General features: G+C 71.1%; 21 protein-coding genes and 1 pseudogene. 14 read left to right on the top strand and 8 right to left on the bottom strand.

Annotated features, from left to right (window positions below; translation table 11 throughout):
• Nucleotides 1–108: 108 nt before the first annotated feature.
• The gene (locus BLU79_RS00825; RefSeq protein ID WP_093903590.1) at nucleotides 109–960 is read left to right on the top strand and encodes a polysaccharide deacetylase family protein; all 852 of its coding nucleotides are present in this window, start codon (nucleotides 109–111) and stop codon (nucleotides 958–960) included.
• 73 nt (nucleotides 961–1,033) lie between these two features.
• Here the strand turns inward: BLU79_RS00825 and BLU79_RS00820 are convergent, their stop codons facing one another.
• Complete coding sequence (locus BLU79_RS00820) at nucleotides 1,034–1,699, bottom strand: class F sortase (RefSeq protein ID WP_093903589.1); 666 nt, start codon at nucleotides 1,697–1,699, stop codon at nucleotides 1,034–1,036.
• A 331-nt stretch (nucleotides 1,700–2,030) separates the two neighbouring features.
• Between BLU79_RS00820 and BLU79_RS00815 the strand changes: the two genes are divergently transcribed.
• Nucleotides 2,031–2,528, top strand: a complete 498-nt coding sequence (locus BLU79_RS00815) for a hypothetical protein (protein WP_177000817.1) — start codon at nucleotides 2,031–2,033, stop codon at nucleotides 2,526–2,528.
• Between the two features lie 97 nt (nucleotides 2,529–2,625).
• Here the strand turns inward: BLU79_RS00815 and BLU79_RS00810 are convergent, their stop codons facing one another.
• The 3 genes from BLU79_RS00810 to BLU79_RS48010 form a co-directional block, all read right to left on the bottom strand.
• Entirely contained in the window at nucleotides 2,626–3,129 is a 504-nt protein-coding gene (locus tag BLU79_RS00810; RefSeq protein ID WP_093903588.1) for a hypothetical protein, read from the bottom strand.
• A 156-nt stretch (nucleotides 3,130–3,285) separates the two neighbouring features.
• Nucleotides 3,286–4,050 (bottom strand): bestrophin-like domain, encoded by a 765-nt coding sequence (locus BLU79_RS00805; protein WP_093903587.1) that lies wholly within the window; start codon nucleotides 4,048–4,050, stop codon nucleotides 3,286–3,288.
• 15 nt (nucleotides 4,051–4,065) lie between these two features.
• Entirely contained in the window at nucleotides 4,066–4,611 is a 546-nt protein-coding gene (locus BLU79_RS48010; protein WP_256333087.1) for a hypothetical protein, read from the bottom strand.
• A 349-nt stretch (nucleotides 4,612–4,960) separates the two neighbouring features.
• Here BLU79_RS48010 and BLU79_RS00795 point away from each other — a divergent pair, with 349 nt between their 5' ends.
• The 6 genes from BLU79_RS00795 to BLU79_RS00770 all read left to right on the top strand — a co-directional run bounded on the left by BLU79_RS00795 (nucleotide 4,961) and on the right by BLU79_RS00770 (nucleotide 12,330).
• Nucleotides 4,961–5,944, top strand: a complete 984-nt coding sequence (locus BLU79_RS00795; protein WP_093903586.1) for an SCO0930 family lipoprotein — start codon at nucleotides 4,961–4,963, stop codon at nucleotides 5,942–5,944.
• Between the two features lie 373 nt (nucleotides 5,945–6,317).
• Complete coding sequence (locus BLU79_RS00790; protein WP_093903585.1) at nucleotides 6,318–7,130, top strand: SAM-dependent methyltransferase; 813 nt, start codon at nucleotides 6,318–6,320, stop codon at nucleotides 7,128–7,130.
• On the top strand, nucleotides 7,127–9,262 hold the full coding sequence (locus BLU79_RS00785) for a putative bifunctional diguanylate cyclase/phosphodiesterase (protein ID WP_093903584.1): 2,136 nt from the start codon (nucleotides 7,127–7,129) through the stop codon (nucleotides 9,260–9,262). The genes BLU79_RS00790 and BLU79_RS00785 overlap by 4 nt, the downstream gene beginning before the upstream one ends.
• Nucleotides 9,263–9,360: 98 nt before the next feature.
• Nucleotides 9,361–10,263: a LysR family transcriptional regulator gene (locus BLU79_RS00780; RefSeq protein WP_256333086.1), complete on the top strand. Its 903-nt coding sequence runs from the start codon at nucleotides 9,361–9,363 to the stop codon at nucleotides 10,261–10,263.
• 125 nt (nucleotides 10,264–10,388) lie between these two features.
• Nucleotides 10,389–11,399: an alcohol dehydrogenase catalytic domain-containing protein gene (locus BLU79_RS00775; protein WP_093903583.1), complete on the top strand. Its 1,011-nt coding sequence runs from the start codon at nucleotides 10,389–10,391 to the stop codon at nucleotides 11,397–11,399.
• Between the two features lie 40 nt (nucleotides 11,400–11,439).
• On the top strand, nucleotides 11,440–12,330 hold the full coding sequence (locus BLU79_RS00770; protein ID WP_093903582.1) for an SDR family oxidoreductase: 891 nt from the start codon (nucleotides 11,440–11,442) through the stop codon (nucleotides 12,328–12,330).
• 6 nt (nucleotides 12,331–12,336) lie between these two features.
• On the opposite strand, the gene BLU79_RS00765 is transcribed toward BLU79_RS00770, so the two are convergent.
• Nucleotides 12,337–13,221, bottom strand: coding sequence for a LysR family transcriptional regulator (locus tag BLU79_RS00765; protein ID WP_093903581.1), 885 nt, complete (start codon nucleotides 13,219–13,221; stop codon nucleotides 12,337–12,339).
• 120 nt (nucleotides 13,222–13,341) lie between these two features.
• Here BLU79_RS00765 and BLU79_RS00760 point away from each other — a divergent pair, with 120 nt between their 5' ends.
• From BLU79_RS00760 to BLU79_RS49810, 5 genes and pseudogenes are all read left to right on the top strand, one after another.
• Entirely contained in the window at nucleotides 13,342–14,013 is a 672-nt protein-coding gene (locus BLU79_RS00760) for a succinate dehydrogenase (RefSeq protein ID WP_093903580.1), read from the top strand.
• Nucleotides 14,014–14,015: 2 nt separating this feature from the next.
• On the top strand, nucleotides 14,016–15,962 hold the full coding sequence (locus BLU79_RS00755; protein ID WP_093903579.1) for a fumarate reductase/succinate dehydrogenase flavoprotein subunit: 1,947 nt from the start codon (nucleotides 14,016–14,018) through the stop codon (nucleotides 15,960–15,962).
• Nucleotides 15,959–16,705, top strand: coding sequence for a succinate dehydrogenase/fumarate reductase iron-sulfur subunit (locus tag BLU79_RS00750; protein WP_093903578.1), 747 nt, complete (start codon nucleotides 15,959–15,961; stop codon nucleotides 16,703–16,705). Before BLU79_RS00755 ends, BLU79_RS00750 begins: the two co-directional genes overlap by 4 nt.
• A 303-nt stretch (nucleotides 16,706–17,008) precedes the next feature.
• Nucleotides 17,009–17,779, top strand: a complete 771-nt coding sequence (locus BLU79_RS00745) for a GNAT family N-acetyltransferase (RefSeq protein ID WP_093903577.1) — start codon at nucleotides 17,009–17,011, stop codon at nucleotides 17,777–17,779.
• Between the two features lie 14 nt (nucleotides 17,780–17,793).
• A pseudogene (locus tag BLU79_RS49810) lies at nucleotides 17,794–18,411 on the top strand (lysophospholipid acyltransferase family protein); the annotation flags it as partial.
• Between the two features lie 252 nt (nucleotides 18,412–18,663).
• On the opposite strand, the gene BLU79_RS49805 reads toward BLU79_RS49810, so the two are convergent.
• Nucleotides 18,664–19,428 carry a hypothetical protein gene (locus BLU79_RS49805; RefSeq protein WP_371131788.1) on the bottom strand — a complete coding sequence of 255 codons (765 nt, stop codon included), beginning with the start codon at nucleotides 19,426–19,428 and terminating at the stop codon, nucleotides 18,664–18,666.
• A 52-nt stretch (nucleotides 19,429–19,480) separates the two neighbouring features.
• Nucleotides 19,481–21,826, bottom strand: a complete 2,346-nt coding sequence (locus tag BLU79_RS00735) for an ATP-binding cassette domain-containing protein (RefSeq protein WP_093903575.1) — start codon at nucleotides 21,824–21,826, stop codon at nucleotides 19,481–19,483.
• A gap of 189 nt (nucleotides 21,827–22,015) precedes the next feature.
• Between BLU79_RS00735 and BLU79_RS00730 the strand changes: the two genes are divergently transcribed.
• Nucleotides 22,016–23,332: a phytase gene (locus BLU79_RS00730; protein WP_093903574.1), complete on the top strand. Its 1,317-nt coding sequence runs from the start codon at nucleotides 22,016–22,018 to the stop codon at nucleotides 23,330–23,332.
• A gap of 25 nt (nucleotides 23,333–23,357) precedes the next feature.
• Here the strand turns inward: BLU79_RS00730 and BLU79_RS00725 are convergent, their stop codons facing one another.
• A complete protein-coding gene (locus BLU79_RS00725; protein ID WP_093903573.1) occupies nucleotides 23,358–24,356 on the bottom strand; it encodes an LLM class flavin-dependent oxidoreductase in 999 nt (332 codons plus the stop codon).
• Nucleotides 24,357–24,368: the final 12 nt, after the last annotated feature.

Below are 24,368 nucleotides of genomic sequence, written 5' to 3'. Positions count from 1 at the left end.
CAGCCTTCTGCGGCCCCCTGCACGCCGGGTGGTCCGGTCGGGCGTTTTCCTGCCGCCGTACCGGTGTTGCCGAGCTGCGTGGGTCCCGCACCGGGCGACTGATCATTCATGACGAAGGATCAGTCGCTTATCCGTCCGCTCACGCGACGCCGCGCGCTGCTCGCCGGTGCCGCCGCCGTCGGAGCCGCCGGCGCCACCGCCGGACTGTTCGCGACGATCACGGGCGAGGAAACGATCCGGCCCGCCGCCCCGGCCGCGGGCCCGCAGGCGCACCGCGCGCTGAAGCCCTCCGCCTACCGGCTCCAGCCCATGACCGGGTACGGCCCGCGCCGCGCGGCATCCCGGCGGACCCTCGTACGGCGCGAGCCGCTCCTGCGCGTGTCCGGGCGCGGCCGCACCATGGTGCTGACCTTCGACGACGGACCCGACGCCCGCTACACCCCGTACATCCTGGACACCCTGCGCGAGTACGACGTGCGCGCCATGTTCTTCGTGTGCGGCGAGATGGTCGCCGACAACGGGGACCTGCTGGCGCGGATGGCCGACGAAGGCCATGTCGTCGGCAACCACACCTGGTCCCACCCGCTGCTCACCGCACTCAGCCGGTCCCGGATCCGCGCCGAGATGGAGCGCACCTGCGACATCATCGAGGGCACGTACGGCGAGCGCCCCCTCTGGTTCCGCGCGCCCTACGGCGCCTGGAACCGCGCCACCTTCCAACTCGGCGCCGAGCTGGGCATGGAGCCGCTGGCCTGGACCGTCGACACCCTCGACTGGACCACCCCCGGCACCCGTACGATCATCGACCGGGTCGAGGACGGCGCCGCCCCCGGCGTCGTGGTGCTCTCGCACGACGCCGGGGGCGACCGCTCCCAGAGCGTCCGGGCCCTGCGCGCCTATCTGCCGCGGCTGCTGGACTCCGGATACTTCGTCACGGTCCCCGAACGGAAGTACACCTGACGTCTCCGAACGGAAGTACGCCTGACGGGAACGGAAAAGCCGGGACGGCTTTCGCCGGCCCGGCCGGGCACGCTCAGTGGACCTCGACCAGGCGGGCGAAAGCGACGACGTTCCCGTCATATCCGTTCTGCTTCGAGAAACCGCCGCCACAGGTGATGACCCGCAATTCGGCGCTCCCTTTGGAGGCGTAGACCCGGTCGCCGGGGAAGTCGTTCTTCGCGAACACCTCCACGCCGTACACCTCGAATACGGCTGTCTTTCCGTCCTGGCGGGCGACCTCGACGCGATTCCCGGGCTTGAGCGCCCCGAGACCGTAGAAAACGGCGGGGCCCAGAGTGTTGTCGACATGCCCGACGACCACCGCGGTGCCCTTCTCCCCGGGAGACACCGAGCCGGTGAACCAGCCCGCCAGGTTCGGGTCCTCCGGCGGCGGCGCGCCGACCCAGCCGTCCAGGTCCAGACCGACCGGGATCGTCGGCGCGTCGACCTGGATCGAGGGGATCCTGACCCGGTCCGGCAGGGCGTACGGCAGCGGCTGCGCGGCCCCGGCGAAGATGCCGCCGGACACCTGGCTGTCCGCGGCGGCGGCCGACGCGGGCTGCGGCGGCCCCACGTCGAACTCCCCCGAGCCATTGCGGACGAGCGCGAGACCGGTCAGCAGAACAAGCGCCAGCACGCCCCAGGGAGCGCGCTTCCTGCGCCGCTCCTCCTCGTCCTCGGCCAGCTCGGTCCCGTACATTCGACTTCCCCTCTTGACGCGGCAGTCGTCCCGGAAATCGCGCATAGTAAAACGCTAAGTCCCGCGCGGGAAACCGGCGACGGGTCGCATACGAATGGGTGGCCGCTCCCGTTCGGTGCGCCATCCGAGTTGCCACCGAACCGGAAAAATCTGACGGTCCGTGACCTGCGGCAATTCCGATTTGCGGGGTTGTCCGTCGGCGTGTCGTCTCACCAGGACGGACCATCGCCGAAATGCGGCCTCGGGCACGGCATCTGAGGGTTTTTCTGGGAGGCGCTTTCTCGCCGATCGACCGGGGACGGTTCCCGGGGTGTCTTCCGCGGAGGATCACATGCGTACTACGCGAGCTCTGGCGGCCGCTGCCACAGCGGTCGCCGCTCTCGGTCTCGCCGCCCCGGCGGCCACAGCCCGGGACGGCCTGTCCATCGGACCGAGCAACATCGTCTCCCTGCCCAGCGTCATCGCGCGCAGCGGGCAGGTGACCATCACCGTCGACGGCTGCCCGCAGGGCGGCACCGCGACCTCGGACGCGTTCCGGCCCACGTCGCTGGTCCCCGTGGGCGGCAGCACGGCGAAGGGGAGCGCGGCGGTCGACAGCCGCGCGAGGCCGGGTGCACACAACATCACGGTCCGCTGCACCAACTCGGGTAGGCCCCTGACCCGCCCGAACGCGTTCACCGTCATCGGCGGCGTCCGCGGCGGTCTCGGCGGCAGCACCTCCACGGGGGCGACGCCGACCGACATGGCCATCGGAGGTGGGCTCATTGCCTTGGCCGTCGTCGGTGGCGGGGTGTTCTGGATGCGGCGGCGAGCGGAGAAGCGGTTCTGATCATTGCCGTGCCGGACAGTTCGCGTGTTCAACAGGACCTCGCCCCGGCCCCCTTGCGGGGGATCCGGGGCGAATCCTGTGTGTGCGGCCCGTGGTGTCAGTTGCCGTCCTCGTCGCTGCGGCGCCGCGAGAGGTGGTACGCCGTCCCCAGTGAGGCCGTGATCAGTGCGGCGCCGATGCCGATCTGCTTGAGGTCGAGGTCGGCCAGGCTGCCGCCGTCACCCGCGTCCACGCCCTTCCGCCAGTGCGGGGGAGCGGCCTCCCGGACACCGGCGATGGTGAGGTCGACGTCCTGCCAGAAGGTGCCGCAGTGGAACGACACCTCGTACCCGGCACCCGGTCGGGCGTCCCGGTCGACCACCGACCGGGCCGAGGTCCGCCCGCGGGGAATGATGACCGTGTCGAAGACCCCCGACGAGACGCTGACACTCTGCGCGCAGCCGGTCGCGTGCAGCATGACCCGTCCACCGGGGGCGACGGTGGAGGGCAGCACAGAGACCCGGAAACCCTCGGCGTCCCCACCGGACTGGGCGGCGGGTGGGGACAGGACGAAGGTGCCGAGGCTCAGCAGAACGGCCGAAGCGACGGGTATCGCGCGCATGGTGTTCCCTCCGGTCCCCGAGGAGCAGCTGCGGACCTCTGTCCACGTGCGCCGGAAATGCACCTCGATGATCGGAACGCTAGGAAGACGCGCCCACCCGCGCGATCGCTGTCGTGCGAATGGGGCAGACGCCTGGGCCGGTCGGATGAGGGCCCGTCAGCCCTTGATGTGCGGGAAGAGTTCCAGGAACGGTTCCGCAGACGCCGTGACGCCACGGCTGTACGGCGCGTCGAAGTCCCAGATGAGGAAGAGCAGGAAGGCGATCAGCGCGGAGAACACCCCGGCGAGGATCAGTTCGCGGGGTGTGCGCCGGATCTGCAGGGCGAAGATCATCCCGATGGTGACGATGCCGCCGGCGATGAGCCCGAACCACACCACGCCCGGCATGGTCTCCCCGGTGGAGCTCGCGCGGGCGTTGCGCGCCTGGTCGGCGGCGGTCACCTGGTCGAGGAGCGGCTGGTAGGCCTGCGCCTGGAAGTTCGTCCTCGGCTCGTAGTCGGTGACGTCCTCGCGCACGCGTTGCAGGAGTTCGGTGCCGCGCTCGGTGACCCGGCCGTCCTCGGACATCGTCTTCCACTCGGTGGTGACGACGTGTCCGACATAGGCGTTGACATCGTCCCGAATGCGGTCACGGATGTCGGCCGGATAGACCCGGACGCGTTCCGAGACCTCATGCAGCGCCACGGCCTCCGCCTGGACGTGGTCCTCGGCGGCGCTGCGGCCCTCCCACACACCGGCGATGGCCAGGCCCAGGACGATGGCGTACACCACACCGATCCACATGGTCATGTACTCGATGACGTCAGGGGTCTCGGAGGGATCCTCGTCCTCGGGGGCGGTGCGGTGCCGTACGAGGGTGATGATGACCACCACGGAGCAGGCGGCCAGCATCGCGAGGGTGAGAACAAGCCATTCCGGCAAGGGAAGCCTCCAGATTCAGCGCGGACGCAGCGCGGCGACGGCGGCGATCGCGGGCGCAGCGATGAGCAGGACGAAGGTGAGGGGCGACGGGGCGTCGTGGGCCGCCCGTCGGTGTGGGGTGGCGCGGTAGGGCGGGTAGTCGACCGGGGTCGTGGACGGACTCGGGGTGTGTTTGACCGAGGGCTTCGGCGTGGGGGTCGGGGTGGGCGCCGGCTGCGGGCGCGGCGGCGCGGGCCTTGGCGTCGGCGGGGGCGGGGGCGGTGGCGGGGGAGGAGGTGCGGGTGGCGGTGGCTCGGGTTTCGGGGTGGGCGTCGGTGACGGCGTGGGCGTGGGGTCCGGTGTGGGCCTGGGCTTCGGCTCCGGGTCCGGCGTGGGCGTCGGGGTCGGTGTCGGCGTGGGAGTGGGTGTCGGTGTCGGGCACGGCGAGGGAGTGGGCCAGGTCAGGCTCCCGACCACGGCCACCGCCTGCGCACCGTCCGGGCCCGTGCCGGCGGACGCGCAGACCGTGGCCACGGCCGCCTCGGCCGGTGCCGCCACCAGAAGCCAGGTCAGTGTCACCACCGTCAACACCCTTGTCGTCAGGGTGGATTGGGTCGGTTCGAGTCCATACACGACGAAGATCTTGAGGCCAGTCCCCGCGCGCATACGCCCGAGCCCGGGTGGATTGCCCCGAACGGGCGACATTTGGCCCTCGATAGGTTTGTTCGCCGGGCACGGGTGTGACCGCCGAAGCGCACTTCCGTGCGACCCGAACAGCGTCTTCCTCACAGGTGTGATGCGGGTGGTGTCACAGCTCTCGGAAAGAAATTTGTGCGTCGGTTGAACACGAGCGTGGCTCCCGTGCGTACCCATTGTCGTGCGGCGGCGCAGCAGGGCGCTGCAACACCCTTGTGATTATGGGGAGTTGACGATGAATACCTCGTGGCGGAGCGCCTCGCTCGTGGTGAGCGCCGTAGCAGTGCTGGCGCTGACGACGGCTTGCGGCTCGGAAACCGCCCCGCCGGCGAGCAGCCAGAATGTGGGTGCCACGGCCGCGGCGGGCGATTACGGAAGCGCCGGTACGGGCCTTGGGAACGGATCCGGCTACGACGCTGGCGCGGCCGGCCAGGAGAACGCGGCCGCGCCGAGTGCCTCCGCCGGTGAGCTGTCCGTTTCCACCAACCAGGAACTCGGCGAGGTGCTGACCGACAGCGCCGGGCTGACGCTCTACCGCTTCGACAAGGACGTCGCGGAGCCGCCCAAGTCGAACTGTGACGGCGACTGCGCGAAGAAGTGGCCGCCGGTCCCCGCGGACGACGCCAAGGCAGGCGCCGGCATCGACGACGAGCTGCTCGGCTCGGTCACCCGTACCGACGGCACCAAGCAGCTGACGATCGACGGCTGGCCCGCCTACCGCTTCGCGAAGGACACCAACGCGGGCGATATCAACGGCCAGGGCGTGGGCGGCACTTGGTACGCGCTCGCCCCCACCGGCAAGAAGGCGCAAGGAGGCGGCGCCGAGGCCGCCGACCTGCCCGGTCTGTCCACGCGCAAGGACGCCAAGCTGGGCGAGATCGTCATCGACAAGAACGGCCACACGGTCTACCGCTTCATGAAGGACTCGCCCTGGCCGATGAAGACGGCGTGCACCGGCGAGTGCCTGGAGAAGTGGCCGGTCATCGCGCCGGTCGACGCCGAGGACACCGAGGGCATCGACCTGAAGGGCTCCGGTCCCCGGGGCCAGGGTTACGTCGTCTTCGACCGGCCCGACGGCATCAAGCAGCAGACCATCGACTGCGTGCCGATCTACACCTTCGCGGGCGACAAGAAGCCCGGAGACACCAACGGTCAGGGCGTCGGCGGCACTTGGTTCGCCATTCGCCCCGACGGCAAGCCGGTCGGCGCGTCGGAGTAAAGATCACACCTCCCCAGGGTTGATCGCCTCACCCAACCGAGTACGGGCCACGGAAGGGAGGGAGGAGAGCAGCGAGAGTGCCGGACGAACGGACGGCGCGCCCGACCCACCGGTCCGCCCCCTGAGGCTCCACGCACAGGGGGCGGACCGGTTTGCCGTCATTCACCGGTATTCTTCGCCCACTTTCACCATGGTTCGGAACTCTGTGGAATGCTTCCGATGCTTTCGCAGAGTGTGTGTGGGGCATCAATCCGGCACGTGCCGCTGGCAGTGACCGGGAACGGATGGTCAATTTCCGTTTCCGCTCGCTCCTTTGGCGGGCGATCAGTAGCCTCTGCTCGAACACCGGATCGCCTACGCCTTGGAGAGATAGATGGAGCGTCCCGCCTGGGCCCCACGGGGCATCGACATCTCGGTGCCCAGTGTCTCGCGGATCTACGACTACTACCTGGGCGGTTCGCACAACTTCGAGGTCGACCGGGAAGCGGCCCGCAAGGCCATGGAGTTCATGCCGGGGCTCCCCAAGATCATGCAGGCCAACCGGGCATTCATGCGCCGTGCCGTGCGCTTCGCGGTCGACGAGGGCATCACCCAGTTCCTGGACATCGGCTCCGGCATCCCGACGTTCGGAAACGTCCACGAGGTGGCCCAGGCGGCCAGCCCCGACGCGCGTGTGGTGTACGTCGACCACGATCCGGTCGCCGTCGCGCACAGCCAGGCCGTCCTGGAGGGCACCGAGGGCACGGACGTCGTCGCCGCGGATCTGCGCAAGCCCAAGGAGATCCTGGCCAGTTCGCAGGTCGAGAGCCTCATCGACCTGAACCGGCCAGTGGCGCTGCTTCTCGTTGCCATACTGCATTTCGTGGAAGACGAGGACGACCCGTACGAGGCGGTGGCCGAGCTGCGCGACGCGCTCGCGCCCGGCAGCATGCTGGTGCTCACGCATGCCTCGTACGAGGGAATCCCGCTGCCCGAGGAGCGGGCCAAGGGCACGGTCGACGTATACAAGGACATTCGCAACCCGCTGATCATGCGTTCGCGCGACGGGATCGCGCGGTTCTTCGAGGGGTACGACATGGTGGAACCCGGACTGGTGCCGATGCCGCGCTGGCGGCCGGACACCGCACCGGAGGACGAGGATCCGTATGCCTTCTCCGGTTTCGCCGGCGTGGGACGTACGGCGTGAGCGCGGGGCCGGACGGGCCGGAGGACAGACTGCGCCGGTTCGCGACGATCTGGAGCCGGGCGGTCTTCCCGGTGACCTCGACGTCGTCGACCCGGCCGGAGTTCGAGGCGCAACTGCTGCCGCTGGCCCGCCGGTTGAGCGAGGCGCTGCGGGCCAGGACGTTCGACGCGGACGAGGGCAGGGCGGTCGGCGCCGCGCTCGTCACCGCGCACTGCACCGACCCCGAGGCGCTCAGCCGCTCGCTGGACTGCGTCGACGCCTACCTCGTCCTGTACTGCGGCACCGACGGTGACCAGGAGGACCTGCGCGCCCGCTCCTCGCGGCTCCAGCACGCCATGGCCGCCGGGTTCGCCCAGGCGCTGCGCGAGCGGACGCTGGCCGAGCAGGAGGCGATCTCCGCGGCCGCCCTCAAGGCACAGGGCGTCGTGGCGCAGGCGCTGCACGCCACCGAGGCCCGCTTCCGCGCGGTCTTCGAGGGTGCGGCCATAGGAATCGGCATCGCCGACCTGACGGGCAACGTCCTCCAGGTCAACGGCGCGCTGCTGAGGATGTTCGGCGTCTCCGAGCAGACCATGCACGGCCGCAACGTCATGGAGTGGACCCACCCCGAGGACGCGCCGCAGACCTGGAAGCTCTACGACGAACTCGTGCGCGGCGACCGCGAGCACTACCACGTCGAGAAGGCGTTCTACCGCCCTGACGGAACGGTCCTGTGGACCAACCTCACGGTCTCCCTGCTGCGCGACGCCGACGGCGAACCGCAGTACCAACTGGCTCTGATGGAGGACACCACCGAGCGTCGCCTGCTCAATCTGCGGCTGCGCTACGAGGCCACGCACGACGCCCTCACGGGCCTGCCCAACCGCACGTTCTTCTTCGAACGCCTGGAGAAGGCACTGGGTGCCGGCGAAGGACAGCGGTTCGGTCTGTGCTACCTCGACCTGGACGGCTTCAAGACCGTCAACGACAGCCTCGGCCACGCCGCCGGCGACCGGCTGCTCGTCGAGGTCGCCGACCGGCTGCAGGCCTGTGCCACCGCGCCCGGCGAGATGGTCGCACGGCTCGGCGGCGACGAGTTCGTGGCGCTGACCACCGGTCCCGACACCGAGCACGAGGTCGACGAACTCGCCTCCCGCATCATGAACGCGCTCATCGCCCCGATCAGCGTCGACGGCCGGGAGTTGACCGTGCGCGGCAGCATCGGCATCGTCGAGGGCCCGGCCGGGGAACGCAGCCCGGCGGAGGTGCTGCGCAGCGCCGACATCACCATGTACCGGGCCAAGTCGGCGGGCGGCAACCGCTTCGAGCTCGCCGACGAGGAGGCCGACGCCCGTGCCATCACCCGGCACGGCCTGACCACGGCGCTGCCCACGGCCCTGGACCGGGGCGAGTTCTTCATCGAGTACCAGCCCCTGGTCCACCTCGGCGACGGCAGCGTGCGCGGTGCGGAGGCGCTGGTGCGCTGGCTGCACCCGCAGCACGGCGTCCTCGGCCCGGACCGGTTCATCCCGCTCGCCGAGCACACCGGGCTCATCGTGCCGCTCGGCCGCTGGGTGCTGGAACAGTCGGTGCGTCAGGCGCGCGAGTGGCGAGAACGCCACGACGATGCGGGGCCGCTCCGCATCAACGTCAACCTCTCGCCCTGCCAGCTCACGCACCCCGGGCTGGTCCAGGACACGGTCGACATCCTGGAGCGCGCGGGTGTCGAGCCGGACTCCCTGTGCCTGGAGGTCACCGAGTCGGCCCTCATCGGCGCCGACGACGACCTGCTGAAACCCCTGCGCCGACTGGCCGAGATGGGTGTCGACATCGCCCTGGACGACTTCGGCACGGGCTACTCCAACCTCGCCAACCTGCGCCGGCTGCCGGTGAGCATCCTCAAGCTGGACCGCTCCTTCACCCAGAGCATGCAGCAGTTCCCGGCCGACCCCGTCGACCTCAAGATCGTCGAGGGCATCGTCTCCCTGGCCCACAGCCTGAGCCTCGCGGTGACCGTGGAGGGCGTGGAGACCGGGGCCCAGGCCGAGCAGCTGCGGATACTGGGCTGCGACACCGCCCAGGGCTGGTACTACGCCCGCCCGGGCCCGCCGGACCGGCTGCACGAGCTGGCGCTGGTGGACGCGACGGGCTGAACGCCGCGGCCGTACGGGACGGTGGGCGCTGCTCTCCTCTCCCGTTCGGCCGGTCCTCGGCCCCGGACGGCCTGCGCACGGTCGTATAGCGTGAAGCCATGCCTGACGGGCCGATCGATCTGGATCTGCGCAAGCTGCGCTACTTCGTGGCCGTGGCCGAGCGCAGGCACTTCGGTCAGGCGGCCCTCGCCCTGCATGTCACCCAGCCCGCGCTGTCCAGGCAGGTGCGGCAGTTGGAGCACGACCTGCGGGTCGACCTGTTCACCCGCAGCACCCGCGACGTCACGCTAACCCCGGCCGGTGAACAGTTCCTGCGCGACGCCAAGGCGCTGCTCGCCGCTTCGGAGGCCGCCCAGGAGCGAGCCCGGCGCATCAGCGCCGGTGACGACGCGCTGGTCGTCGGGTTCATGCTCGGCACGGACGTCAGCCTCGCGCTGAACGCGTTCTCCGGGCAGCGTCCCCATGTGTCCATCGAGCTGGTCCGGCTGCGCTGGTGGAGCCAGGCGCGGGTCCTGCTGGAGGGCGGTGCCGACGTCGGGTTCGTCCGGCTGCCCGTCGAGGCGGACGGGGTGGAGGTGCTCCCGCTGTACCGCGAGCACCTCACCGCCGTCCTGCCCGTCGATCACCCACGAGCACGCGACGCGAAGGTCGCCCTCGCCGCGTTGGCCGACGATCCGGTCCTGGAGTACGCCGACGCCGCCGAGGCCTGGTCGGCCGTATGGAACGCCGACCCGCGCCCCGACGGCACCCGGCCCGGCCACGGCCCCGCCTTCCACGACATGGAGGAACTGCTGGGCTATGTCCGGGGCGGGCGCGGCATCGCGTTCGTGCCGAACTCCGTCGCGGCGGCGTTCCCCAGGTCCGACATCGCCTACGTCCCGGTCGCCGACGCACCGCCGGGGCAGGTGGCCCTGGCCTGGAACGGTGGGCGCCCCTCACCGCTCGTCACGAGCTTCGTCGAGGCGGTGCGTGCGGCCGTGCGAGTGAGAGACACGACGTAGACCTGCGCTCATGCCGACTCGGCATCAATCGCGCGGGAAGAGGCATTGGACGGGGCCGCACCGGCCCCCCAAGACTCGGAGGCACCGGAACTTCCCGAGTACCTCCCCGACCACTGGAGCCCGCGATGCGTGCTGCCGTCGCCACCGGCGCGAACCTCCCGCTCACCCTCGACACCCTCGACGTCCCCCAGCCCGCCGCCGGCGAGGTCCTGGTCAAGGTGACCGCCTGCGGCGTCTGCTTCTCCGACCTGAACCTGCTGCGCGGCCACTACCCCTTCGCCCGGTACCCCGTCGTCCCCGGCCACGAGATCACCGGAGTGGTGACCGCCGTCGGCCAGGGCGTGACCTGGCCCGAGGTCGGCACCGTGGTGGGCGCCCAGTTCCTGTACGACTCCTGCGGGCACTGCGACCACTGTGTGCGCGGAGACCAGATCCTGTGCCCCCGCAAGCGGATCACCGGCATCGTGGCGGACGGCGGCTACGCCGAGTACGCGCTGCTCAAGGCCGACTTCGTCACTCCGCTGCCGGACGGCCTCGACCCGGTGGCCGCGGCTCCCCTGATGTGCGCCGGCCTCACCGCGTTCAACGGCCTGCGGCAGGGCGGCGCGACGGCCGGATCCCGGGTCGCCGTCGTCGGACTCGGCGGAGTGGGTGCGCTGGCCGTGCGCTACGCCGCCGCCATGGGCGCCCGCGTCGCCGTGGTGGGCCGCTCCCGGCGCGGCGAGGACCAGGCCAAGACACTGGGCGCCGAACTGTTCGTCGCCACCGACGAGTCCGACCCGGCCGAGGCGCTGGGGGCCTGGGACGGCGGCGCCGACCTGGTGCTCAACGCCGCCCCGTCCACCGCCGCGGCCTCCGCCACCCTGGGCGGCCTCGCCCCCGACGGCACCCTCCTGCTCCTCGGCTACGGCTCCGAGCCGCTCACCCTGCCCACTGCGCCGATGGTCTTCAACCGCCTGCGCGTGGCCGCGTCGCCCTCCGGCTCGCCCCACGACCTGCGCGACACCCTCGCCTTCTCGGCGGCCCACGGCATCCTGCCCGACGTCACGCCGATCACCCTGGACCAGGCACCGGCCGTCCTCGACGCGATGGCCGACGGATCGGCGCACGGCCGCAGCGTCATCACTTTCGCCTGATCCGCCGGATCACCGTCCGCCTTCGCGCAAGGAGATCACCATGCCCTACGTCGCCCTCGTCACGGGTGCCTCCAGCGGCTTCGGCGCCCTGACCGCCCGTGCCCTCGCCGACGCCGGCCACACCGTCTACGCCGGGATACGGCAGACCACCGGCCGCAACGCCCTGGCCGTCGCCGACGCCGAGGACTACGCCCGACAGCACGGTGTCGTGCTGCGTACCGTCGAACTCGACGTCTCCAGCCAGGAGTCGGTTGATGCCGCGGTCGCGTCGGTGACGGCCGAGGCCGGGCGGATCGACGTCGTCGTCCACAACGCCGGGCACATGGTGCTCGGCCCGACCGAGGCGTTCACGCCCGAGCAGATCGCCGAGATCTACGACACCAACGTGCTCTCCACGCAGCGCGTCAACCGGGCCGTGCTGCCACAGATGCGGGCCCGGCGGGACGGTCTGCTGCTGTGGGTGGGGTCGTCCAGCACCTTCGGCGGCACCCCGCCCTACCTCGGCCCCTACTTCGGTGCCAAAGCCGCGATGGACCACCTGGCCAAGAGCTACGCGGTCGAGCTGAGCCGCTTCGGCATCGACACGGCCCTCGTGGTCCCCGGCTCCTACACCTCGGGCACCAACCACTTCGCCCACGCGATGCACCCCGGGGACACGGCCACCGCGGAGGCGTACGACACCTTGTACGCGGGGTTGATGGACGACATCGGCAAGGCCCTGGCCGCCCTGGCACCGGCCGACGCCGACGTCCGCGAGGTCGCCGACGCCATCGTCCGTATCGTCGGCACACCGAAGGGCGAGCGCCCCTTCCGCACCACCATCGACCCGGCCGACGACGGCTCCGAGCGGGTGAGCGACGTCGCCGACAGCGTCCGCGCCGACTTCTACGAGCGCATCGGCATGCCGGATCTCCTGACGCCCCGAACCTGAGGCGGCTCAGCGCTCCAACAGCATGCGCTGCAACTCCCGAGCGGCCCGAGGCGGAGCCACGTCACTGCGGTGGGCCAGCGCGATCGTCCGGTGCAGTCCGGGCCGGGCCAGCGGGGTGACCCGTAGACCCCGGCCCGACCGCGCCGCCACCATGCGCGGTACGACGGCCACGCCCAGCCCCGCCCGCACGAACCCGAGCACCGCGTCCATCTCGCCGCCCTCGACCGCGAAGTCCGGCTCGAAGCCCTCGGCGCGGCACGCGGCGACGGTCAGTTCGCGCAGGTCGTAGCCGTGCCGGAACATCACCAGGCGTTCGCCCTCCAGGTCGGCGATGCGCACGGTGCGCCGGCCGTCGCCCGGGCGGGGCGCCTCCGGTGAGGAGACGACCACCAGGTCCTCGCGCAGCAGCTCCACCGTGGTCAGCGCGGGGGACGGGCTCGGCAGGGGGAGGACGACCAGGGCGAGATCCAGGGCGCCGCGCGCGAGCTCCCGTACCAGGTCGTGCGAGCCGCCCTCCTCGATCAGCAGCTGGATGCCGGGATAGCGGTCGTGGAAGGCGCGCAGCACGTCCGGGAGCAGGCCCGTGCACAGGCTGGGCGTCGCGCCGAGGCGGACCCGGCCCTGGCGCAGCTGCACCAGCTCCTGCACCTCGTGCCGTGCGGTGTCCGCGTCGGCCAGGATGCGCCGAGCCAGCGGCAGCAGGGCCTCACCGGCGTCCGTCAGCGTGATGTTGCCGCGCGCCCGCAGGAACAGGTCCGCGCCCAACTCCCGCTCCAGCGCCTTGATCTGCTGCGACAGGGAGGGCTGCGCGACATGCACCAGGTCGGCGGCCCGGGTGAAGTGCCGGGTCTCGGCGACCGCCACGAAGTACTGGAGCTGCTGGAACTGCATCCAACCAGCATAGTCAGTGGCTATGGAAACGAGCCGGACCATGTCTTGGACCGATGGGGTGGTCCGCCTCTAGCGTCGTGTTCCATGGCTCTGGCAACGCGGACGGATCGACGGCCGTCCATGGCACGCACGGTGTGGGACTCCACCGTCGGCAAGAAGACCGTGATGGCGGTCAGCGGGCTGATCATGCTGCTGTACCTGGTCGTCCACATGATCGGAAACCTGAAGATCTTCTTCGGGGCGGGCGAGTTCAACCACTACGCGCACTGGCTGCGCACCGTCGGCGAGCCGTTCATGCACTACGAGTGGACGCTCTGGCTCGTCCGGATCGTGCTGGTCGTCGCCGTGGTCGCGCACGCCACCTCGGCGTACCAGCTCAGCCGCCGCGACATCAAGGCGCGCCCCAGCAAGTACGTGCACAAGAGGAAGCGGGCGTCCTACGCCACGCGCACCATGCGCTGGGGCGGGATCATCCTCGGCCTGTTCATCGTCTGGCACATCCTCGACCTGACGACCGGCACCGTGCACTCGGGCGGCTTCCAGGAGGGCCACCCGTACCAGAACATCGTGGACACCTTCTCCACCTGGTACGGCAACGTCATCTACATCGTCGCGATGCTCGCGCTCGGCCTGCACATCCGGCACGGCTTCTGGAGCGCCGCCCAGACCCTCGGCGCCGGCAGCCGCACCCGCGACCGCGCCCTGAAGACCTGCGCCAACGTCCTCGCGCTGCTGCTCACGGCCGGGTTCATCGCCGTACCCGTGGGCGTCATGACCGGAGTGGTGAGCTGAAGATGACCTACACCGACTACGCGACCGGCGAACCGGTCGTCGACCCCAAGGCCCCCGCCGGCCCCGTGGCCGAGCGCTGGGACAAGCGCCGCTTCGAGGCCAAGCTGGTCAACCCCGCCAACCGGCGCAAGCACACCGTGATCGTGGTGGGGACGGGACTGGCCGGCGGCTCCGCGGGCGCCACCCTCGCCGAACAGGGCTACCACGTCGTCCAGTTCTGCTACCAGGACTCCCCGCGCCGCGCCCACTCCATCGCCGCGCAGGGCGGCATCAACGCCGCGAAGAACTACCGCAACGACGGCGACTCGATCCACCGCCTGTTCTACGACACCGTCAAGGGCGGCGACTTCCGGGCCCGGGAGTCCAACGTCCACCGGCTCGCGCAGATCTCGGTCGAGATCATCGACCAGTGCGTGGCCCAGGGCGTGCCGTTCGCCCGCGAGTACGGCGGTCTGCTCGACACGCGCTCCTTCGGCGGCGTCCAGGTGTCGCGGACGTTCTACGCCCGCGGCCAGACGGGCCAGCAGCTGCTGCTCGGCGCGTATCAGGCGCTGAGCCGGCAGATCGCGGCCGGCAACGTCGAGATGCACCCGCGCACCGAGATGCTCGACCTGATCGTCGTCGACGGACGGGCGCGCGGCATCGTCGCCCGGGACCTCATCACCGGCAAGATCGACACATACTTCGCGGACGCCGTCGTCCTCGCCAGCGGTGGCTACGGCAACGTCTTCTACCTGTCGACGAACGCCATGAACTCCAACGCCACCGCCGTCTGGCGGGCCCACCGGCGCGGCGCCTACTTCGCCAACCCCTGCTTCACGCAGATCCACCCCACCTGCATCCCGCGCACCGGCGACCACCAGTCCAAGCTGACGCTGATGAGCGAGTCGCTGCGCAACGACGGCCGGATCTGGGTGCCGAAGGCCAAGGGCGACGACCGGCCCGCCCACAAGATCCCCGAGGGCGAGCGCGACTACTACCTGGAGCGCATCTACCCGTCCTTCGGCAACCTCGTGCCCCGCGACATCGCCTCCCGCGCCGCGAAGAACGTCTGCGACGAGGGCAGGGGAGTGGGTCCCGGCGGACAGGGCGTCTACCTCGACTTCGCGGACGCCATCAAGCGGATGGGCCGGGGGGCCGTCGAGGCCAAGTACGGCAACCTCTTCGACATGTACCAGCGGATCACCGACGAGGATCCGTACGAGGTGCCGATGCGGATCTACCCGGCCGTGCACTACACGATGGGCGGCCTGTGGGTCGACTACGACCTGCAGACCACCGTCCCCGGCCTGTTCGCGATCGGCGAGGCCAACTTCTCCGACCACGGGGCGAACCGGCTCGGTGCCTCGGCGCTGATGCAGGGCCTGGCCGACGGCTACTTCGTGCTGCCGGCCACCATCAACGACTACCTCGCCCGCAACCCGCACCACGAGAAGGTCACCGACGAGCACCCGGTCGTCCAGGAGGTGCTGGCCGAGACCCAGGACCGGCTCAACCTACTGCTGGCCGTGGACGGCGACCGCACGCCGGACTCCTTCCACCGTGAAGTCGGCGAGCTGATGTGGGAGTTCTGCGGCATGGCCCGCACCGACTCCGGACTCCGCAAGGCGCTGAGCCGCATCCCGCAGATCCGCGAGGAGTTCTGGCGGCGGATCAAGGTCCCGGGCACCGGCGAGGAGTTCAACCAGTCGCTGGAGAAGGCCAACCGCGTCATCGACTACCTGGAGCTCGCCGAGCTGATGTGCCTCGACGCACTGCACCGCGACGAGTCCTGCGGCGGCCACTTCCGCGAGGAGTCGCAGACGCCGGACGGCGAAGCGGCCCGCAAGGACGACGAGTTCGCCTACGCGGCGGCCTGGGAGTTCACCGACACGGGCGCCGCTCCCGTGCTGCACAAGGAAGACCTGGTCTTCGAGTACGTCCACCCCACCCAGCGGAGCTACGCATGAAGCTCACCCTGCGCGTCTGGCGGCAGAAGAACGCCGACGCCGAAGGCGCCATGTCCACGTACGAGGTGGACGGCATCTCCACCGACATGTCCTTCCTGGAGATGCTCGACACCCTCAACGAGGAGCTCATCCTCAAGGGCGAGGACCCGGTCGCCTTCGACCACGACTGCCGTGAGGGCATCTGCGGCGCCTGCTCGCTCGTGATCAACGGCGACGCCCACGGGCCCGAGCGGACGACCACCTGCCAGCTGCACATGCGGTCCTTCGAGGACGGCGACACGATCGACATCGAGCCGTGGCGGGCGTCGGCGTTCCCGGTGATCAAGGACCTGGTGGTGGACCGGACGGCCTTCGACCGGATCATCCAGGCCGGTGGCTACATCACCGCCCCGACGGGTGCCGCGCCGGAGGCGCACGCCACGCCGGTGCCCAAGCCGGACGCCGACTTCGCCTTCGAGCACGCCGAGTGCATCGGGTGCGGCGCCTGTGTGGCGGCCTGTCCCAACGGGGCGGCGATGCTGTTCACTTCCGCCAAGATCAACCATCTGAACGTGCTGCCGCAGGGGGCGCCCGAACGCGAGACGCGGGTGCTGGACATGGTGGAGCAGATGGACGAGGAGGGGTTCGGCGGGTGCACGCTCACCGGTGAGTGCGCCACCGCCTGTCCCAAGGGCATCCCGCTCATGTCCATCACGAGCATGAACAAGGAGTGGCTGAGGGCCACGCGGAAGGTGAAGCGGTAGTCCGCGTCATCCAGCAGACGTTCGCCGACAGGTGCGGACGGACGGGGCCGGGAGTGGTGCTCTCCGGCCCCGTCTCGCGTTCCCACGCCCGTCAGGTGAACAGCACCGGACCGGTCGGCTGACCGGTCGGGCACCGGAATGTGGACGACCGGTACGAGTTCACGCCGTTCAGCATCCGCACATCCGCTCTCCTGACACAGGTCACGCGTACGCCAACCGGCATAGGAAGAACAGGGGCGGCACCACGCACCGCTCGCAACTTCCCGCCGCTCGCCGTCCCCGGCCCGTGACCAGGAGTAAGCCATGACCGGCGTACTGACCGTCGACCGTCCCCCGCAGCCCACGGCGCCCACCCGCTACACCGTGGGCCTCGCCCGCAACGAGGAGGACGTGCGCGCCGCCCAGCGGCTGCGGCACGACGTCTTCGCCGGCGAGATGGGGGCCCTGCTGACCACCCCGCAGCCGGGTCACGACATCGACGCCTTCGACGCGTACTGCGACCATCTGCTCGTCCGCGAGGAGGTGTCCGGACAGGTCGTCGGCACCTACCGACTGCTCCCGCCGGAGCGGGCCGCCGTCGCGGGCCGACTGTACTCGGAAGGCGAGTTCGACCTCACCCGGATCGACTCCCTGCGTCCGAATCTCGTCGAGGTCGGCCGCTCCTGCGTCCACCCCGACCACCGCGACGGCGCCGTGATCAGCCTGATCTGGGCCGGCATCGCCCGCTACATGGTCGACCACGGCCACGAGTGGCTGGCCGGCTGCTGCTCCATCCCGCTCGCCGACGGCGGCACGCTCGCGGCGGCGACCTGGGACCGGGTGCAGGCCAAGCACCTGGCCCCGGAGGAGTACCGGGTACGGCCGCTGCGCCCCTGGCAGCCGACCGCCCCCGTCCCCGCCACGCGCGTCGAGCTGCCCGCCCTGCTGCGCGGCTACGTCCGCCTGGGCGCCTGGGTCTGCGGCGAGCCCGCGCACGACCCGGAGTTCGGGGTCGCCGACATGTACGTGCTGCTGTCGATGCGCCGGATCAACGCGCGCTATCTGCGGCACTTCCTCTCCCTCGTCCCGGCGTGACGGACGGGGCGGCCATGAGCACCTCCTCCCTCGGAGCCCTGGGTGTCCCGACGGCGACCGCTCCCACCGCCGGGCCGACCGGCGCACCGGCCGCGCGTGCCCACGCCGTCGAGGTGGCGACCCTCTGGCGGCCCAGCGCGCCCTGCACCCCGCGGACGTGCGTGGACGTGACAGGACCGGCCAGGGCCATGCCCCTGGCCGCCCTGCGGCTCGTAGCGGTCCTGTTCCTGCTGGTCGCCGGGTTCGCCGCCAGCCCGCTCGGCGGGCGCATACCCGCGGGACTGATACGGCGCTGGTGCCGCTGGGTCGTGCGGGCCTCGGGCGTCCGGGTGCGGATCGACGGCGGCGCCGCACCCGACGGCGGGCTGCTGCTCGTCGCCAACCACATCTCCTGGCTGGACATCCCGCTGCTCGCCGCCGTGCGCCCGGCCAGGATGCTCGCCAAGTCGGAGATCCGGGACTGGCCGGTCGCGGGGTGGCTGACCGCCCGCGGCGGTGCCCTGTTCATCGACCGGGACCGTATCCGCGCCCTGCCCGCCACGGTGGCCCGGATCGCCCAGGCGCTGCGCTCGGGCGAGGCGGTCGCCGTCTTCCCCGAGGGCAGCACCTGGTGCGGCCGCGCCCAGGGTCACTTCCGCCGAGCCGCCTTCCAGGCCGCCCTGGATGCGGACGTGCCCGTGCAGCCGGTGCGTCTGCACTACCGAGCGGCCGGCGGCGCCCCCGGCACGGCGGCCGCCTTCGTGGGCGATGACTCGCTGCTCGCCTCGGTGTGGCGGGTGACGAGGTCACGCGACCTCGTCGCCGAGGCGGAGGTGCGGGAGCCGATCTCCCAGGGCAGCCGCCCGGACCGCCGTTCCCTGGCCCGGGCGGCCGAGGTGTCCGTCCTACTGGGGGCGCATCAGCCGGAGATCCTCGCCCCAGGCGTCCAGCACCGCCCCGTGACCCGCCCGGCGGGCCGCGGCCTCCACACGGGCGAACAGCCGCCGCTGGACCGCCACGTCGCCGCTCGCGGAGATACGGTCCACGGCTCCCAGCAGGGTGTCGCCGTCCCAGCCGGGCAGCGGGTGGCGGGCAAGCTCCCAGCGTAGGTACTTGTTGTACGGGCGGGGGCGCCGGTCCAGGGCGAAGAGCAGCTCCAGCAGGTGTCCCACACTGTCGGTGGCGTCGAGCCGGGCGGCGAGCGGCTCGCCGTCACGGTCGTTCTTCACCGAGCGGTAGAGGGAGTTGGCGTACCCGTCCAGCCAACCGCCGGCGGCCCGGAACGCCTCGTCGACGCCGAGCCGTGCCTTGGCGGCGAGGATCTCCGCGATCCCCCCGGACTCCGCGGGCCTCCCGGACTCCGCGGCCCCTCCGCTCAGCCGGTCGAGCACGACCCGCGCCCGGGCGAGGGCATAGCGCTCGTGCCCCGGCATTCCGGCCGCCCGGAACTCGGCGAGGGAGACGATCACCAGATCCAGTCGCGACGTCCGGTGACCGGTGAAGCGAGGGAGGTCCGTCACCGCACCGTCCGCGAGGACGACGTACAGATCGTGGTCGGAGTGCTCGGTGGCCATACTGTCGTGGGCCCGCGAGCCCTTGAGGACGAGGCCGACGACGGCGGGGTCGGCCGTGGCGAGCTCGATGAACGCGTCGTAGGTGAGGGACTCCACGCGGCGATCCTACGAGGCACAAGTGCCGTGTCCGCAAAGGCTTTTCAGGGCCTCACCGAGGCTGTGAGGCCACCACCCGGGCCAGATACGGCGCCGTGGCACTCCCCTCCGCCCGAGCCACCTCCACCGGCGGACCGGCCGCCACGATCCGCCCGCCCGCGTCACCGCCGCCCGGCCCCAGGTCGATGACCCAGTCCGCGCCCGCGACGACGGACATGTCGTGCTCGACGACGATGACCGTGTGCCCGGCGTCGACGAGCCCGTGCAGCTGGCGCATCAGCACCTCGACGTCGGCCGGGTGGAGTCCGGTCGTCGGCTCGTCGAGGAGGTAGAGCGTGTGGCCGCGTCGGCCGCGCTGCAACTCGCTCGCCAGCTTGATGCGCTGTGCCTCGCCGCCGGACAGCTCAGTGGCGGGCTGCCCGAGCCGCAGATAGCCGAGGCCCACGTCGAGCAGGGTGCCGAGGCTGCGGGCGACGGCCGGGGTGTCCGCGAAGAACTCCGCCGCCGCCTCGACCGTGAGGTCCAGCACCTGCGCGATGTTCCGCCCCCGGTACGCGACTTGGAGCGTCTGAGGGTTGTAGCGCGCCCCGCCGCAGTCCGGGCAGGGCGCGTAGGTGCTCGGCAGGAACAGCAGCTCCACGCTGACGAACCCCTCGCCCTGGCAGGTCTCGCACCGGCCACCCGCGACATTGAAGGAGAACCGCCCGACGCCGTACCCACGCGCCCGCGCCTCGTCGGTGGCCGCGAACACCTTGCGTACGACGTCGAAGAGGCCGGTGTAGGTGGCGAGATTGGAGCGCGGGGTGCGGCCGATCGGCTTCTGGTCGACCGAGACGAGGCGGCCGACGCCTGCCAGTTCCTCGGTGATCTCGCCGATGAGCGTGGACTTGCCCGAACCCGAGACCCCGGTGACGGCGGTGAACACGCCGAGCGGGAACTCGGCGGATACCCCTCGCAGGTTGTGCCGGGTGACCGGGCCGACCTTCAACTGGGCTTGCGGGGAACGCACTTGGCGCTCGGCGGCAGGGGAGTCGTCGAACAGGAAGCGGGCCGTCGCCGACTCCGCGACGGCCGCCAGCTCGGCCACCGGCCCGCTGTGCAGCACCCGCCCGCCGTGCTCCCCGGCCAGTGGCCCCACATCCACCAGCCAGTCGGCGCCGCGCACGACGTCGAGATGGTGCTCCACCACGAACACCGTGTTCCCGGCCGCCTTCAGCCGCTCCAGCACCGTCAGCAGCGCCTCCGTGTCCGCCGGGTGCAGTCCCGCCGACGGCTCGTCGAGGACGTACACGACACCGAACAGCCCGGACCGGAGCTGGGTCGCGAGCCGCAGGCGCTGCAGTTCGCCCGCCGAGAGCGTGGGGGTGGCGCGGTCGAGGGCGAGGTAGCCGAGGCCGAGCTCGACGACCGGCGCGATACGGGACTTGAGGTCCTCGGTGAGGACACGGGCCGTCTCCGAGGAACCGCCCTCCAGTATCCCCGCCAGCTCGATGAGCGGCAGCGCGGCCAGGTCGGCGATCGTCCGGCCGGCGAAGGTCACCGCCAGTGCCTCGGGCCGCAGCCTGCTGCCGTCGCACGCCGGGCAGGGCGTGGCTGCGAGGAATCGCTCCGCCTTGGCCCTGAGGGTCGGGCTCTTGGAGTCGGCGAACGTCTTCATGACGTAGCGCCGGGCGCTCATGTACGTGCCCTGGTACGGCCGTTGGATCCGGTCGGCGTCGCGCACCGGGTGCACGGTGACGACCGGCTGCTCGTCGGTGAACAGGATCCACTCCCGTTCCTCGGCGGGCAGATCGTGCCAGGGCCGTTCGACGTCGTGGCCGAGCGTGTCGAGGATGTCGCGCAGGTTCTTGCCCTGCCAGGCGCCCGGCCACGCGGCGATCGCGCCCTCCCGGATCGACAGCGCCGGGTCGGGGACCAGCAACTCCTCGGTCGTACGGTGCACCTGACCGAGCCCGTGACACTGAGGGCACGCCCCGGCAGCGGTGTTCGGTGAGAACGCGTCCGAGTCGAGCCGCTCGGCGCCCGGCGGGTACGCACCGGCGCGGGAGTACAGCATCCGCAGGGAGTTGGAGAGGTTGGTGACCGTGCCGACGGACGAGCGGGACGTCGGCGACGAACGGCGCTGCTGGAGGGAGACCGCGGGCGGTAGCCCGGTGATCTCGCCGACCTTCGGTGCGCCGACCTGATGGATCAGCCTGCGTGCGTAAGGCGCGATCGACTCGAAGTAGCGGCGCTGGGCCTCGGCGTAGATCGTGCCGAAGGCGAGCGACGACTTCCCGGACCCGGACACACCGGTGAACACGGCCAGCACATCCCGCGGAATGTCGACATCCACGCCTTTGAGGTTGTGCTCGCGGGCGCTGCGGACGCGGACGTACGGATCGTGTGGGGAATGCATGGGGTAAGGGCTCCGGAAGGTACGCGTGGGGGAAGGAGAAGGGGGAGGGGCCGTGGGCAAACCCCGCGATTCTATGCGAACGGGACGCGCGGGCCGTACGAGCCATCTGCTGTTCATGGTGCCGTCGGCTCACCCACACCGGTCGCCCATAGCGTCTCGTCCCGTCTCTTTTCCTACTGAGGAGTATTCGTGAGCGCTTCCGCTCTGAGCACTCTCACCGCCGCGCTGCTGATGGTCACGGGCGTCTCCGCTCCGCAGCCGGTCTCCGTCTCCGCGCGCGTGGAGACGCCCGCCGTGTACGACGACGAGGCGGGCGGCAACGCCGACGCGGACGACCCGGCCGTCTGGGTCGACCCCCGCGACCCGGGCCGCAGCCTCGTGATCGCCACCCTCAAGGAGGCCGGCCTCGACGTCTACGGTCTCGACGGCAAGCGGCTCCAGCACATCGCCGCGCCCGCCGCACCGGGCGAGGACGCGGCGCCGGGCCGCTTCAACAACGTCGACGTCGTCTACGGCTTCGAACTGGGCGGCAGGAAAACCGACCTGGCCCTGGTCAGCGACCGCGGCCGGGACCGGATCCGGGCCTACGCGATCGACCCGGCCGCCGTGGCGGCGGGCAGGCCCCCGCTGAAGGACGTGACGGTGGCCGACGCCGCGCCGGTCTTCTCCGCGAGCGAGGCCGAGGTCGACGACCAGCGCACCGCCTACGGCCTGGCCGCCTTCAGCGACGACGACCATGCCTACGCGGTGGTGTCGCGCCGCTCGGAGACCCGCGTACGGCTGCTGCGGCTGGAGGACCGGGGCGGTCGCGTCGGCTACAAGTCCGAGGACACCCTCGACCTGCCCGCCTCCTTCACCCTGCCGAACGGCAGCGGCTGGACGCCGTGCGCCGACCCCGGAGACCACGCGCAGGTCGAGGGCATGGTCGTCGACCAGGAGGAGAACGTCCTGTACGCGGCCCAGGAGGACGTCGGGCTGTGGCGGGTGGACCTCGACGACGAGGAGTTCGGCCGGCCCAAGCTGATCGACCGGGTGCGGGAGTACGGCACTCCGTGGACGTATGACGCAGAGGAAGAGGAGTGCGTCATCGACACCGCCAATGACCCCGGGTTCGGCGGTGAGCACCTGAGTGCCGACGCCGAGGGCGCCACGATCTACCACGCCGCCGACGGCAAGGGCTATCTGCTCGCCTCCAGCCAGGGCGACAACACCTTCGCCGTGTACGAGCGCCAGGGCGGCAACGCCTACCTCGGCTCCTTCGCGGTCACCGACAGCGCCGCCACCGACGGGGTGCAGCACTCCGACGGTGCCGCCGTGGTGAACGTCCCGCTGGGCCGGTCCTTCCCCAAGGGCCTGCTCGTCACCCATGACGGCGAGGCCGCGCCCGCGGACGGGGAACGGGAGGGCACCGACTTCAAGTTCACGCGCTGGGACGCGGTGGCCGGCGCGTTCTCGAAGCCGCTGACGATCGACACCAAGTCGTTCGACCCGCGCGACCCGGACTGATCCGTCGTCCGGCCGCTCGCCCGGATCACGCGCCGAAGATCCGGGCGAGCCTGCGGTAGGAGTCCAGCAGGGCCGCACGGTCGTACGTACTGGTCGTGACCAGCACCTCCTGCGCCCCGGTCTCCTTCAGCACCGTCTCCAGCTCGTGCGCGACCTGCTCCTCCGTGCCCGCGACATGCCCGGCGAGGCCGCCCTCGTAGAAGCCGCGCTCCTTGTCGGTCATGGTCAGCGCCTCCACGCGCTCGGCGGGCGGCAGCGGAGGGAAGGTGCCGTGGGTGCGCGAGTACGCCATCGACCAGGCCTCGGGGACGAGCAGCCGACGGGCCTCCTCGGGTGTGGCGGCCACCGCGATCGTGCCGGAGATCACGACGTACGGCTCACCGGCCCAGGGGGAGGGCCGGAAGTGGCCGCGGTAGTGATCGATCCCGCGCAGCATCTTCTCCCTGTTCCTGAGGTCGCCGATCACCATCGGCAGCCCCGCGCGGGCCGCGATGTCCGCGCCCTCGCCCATGGCCAGCACAAACGGCGGCACGGTCAGGCCCTCGGCGGGGCGCGCGTGCACCCCCGTGGTCGACGTGCCCCGGAACCAGCCCAGCAGCTCCTGGATCTGTGCCGCGAAGTCCTCCGCGTCCCCCTTGTCCCGCCCGAGCGCCTTGCGCACGCCGTCCGTGAAGCCGACGGACCGCCCGAGCCCCATGTCGACACGGCCCGGGAAGAGGGACTCCAGCACCCCGAACTGCTCGGCCACGACCAGCGGTTGGTGGTTGGGCAGCATCACCCCGCCGGTGCCGACGCGGATGGTGCGGGTCGCGGAGGCGACGGCGGCGGCCAGCACGGTCGGCGCGGAACCGGCGACGCCGGGTACGCCGTGGTGCTCCGAGACCCAGATGCGGTGGTAGCCGAGCGCCTCGATCTCCCGCGCCAGCCCGACGGTGTCCCGCAGCGCTTCTCCGTTCGAGTGGCCCTCGCGGGTGCGGGAGCGGTCCAGGACGGAGAAGCGGGTCGAAGCGATCACGGAGCTCATACAGGGTTCAAC

This window comes from Streptomyces sp. cf386, from assembly GCF_900103585.1.
GTDB lineage: Bacteria > Actinomycetota > Actinomycetes > Streptomycetales > Streptomycetaceae > Streptomyces.
Note: the sequence above shows the minus strand (reverse complement) of the source record. Positions and strands in the feature narration are given on the sequence as shown.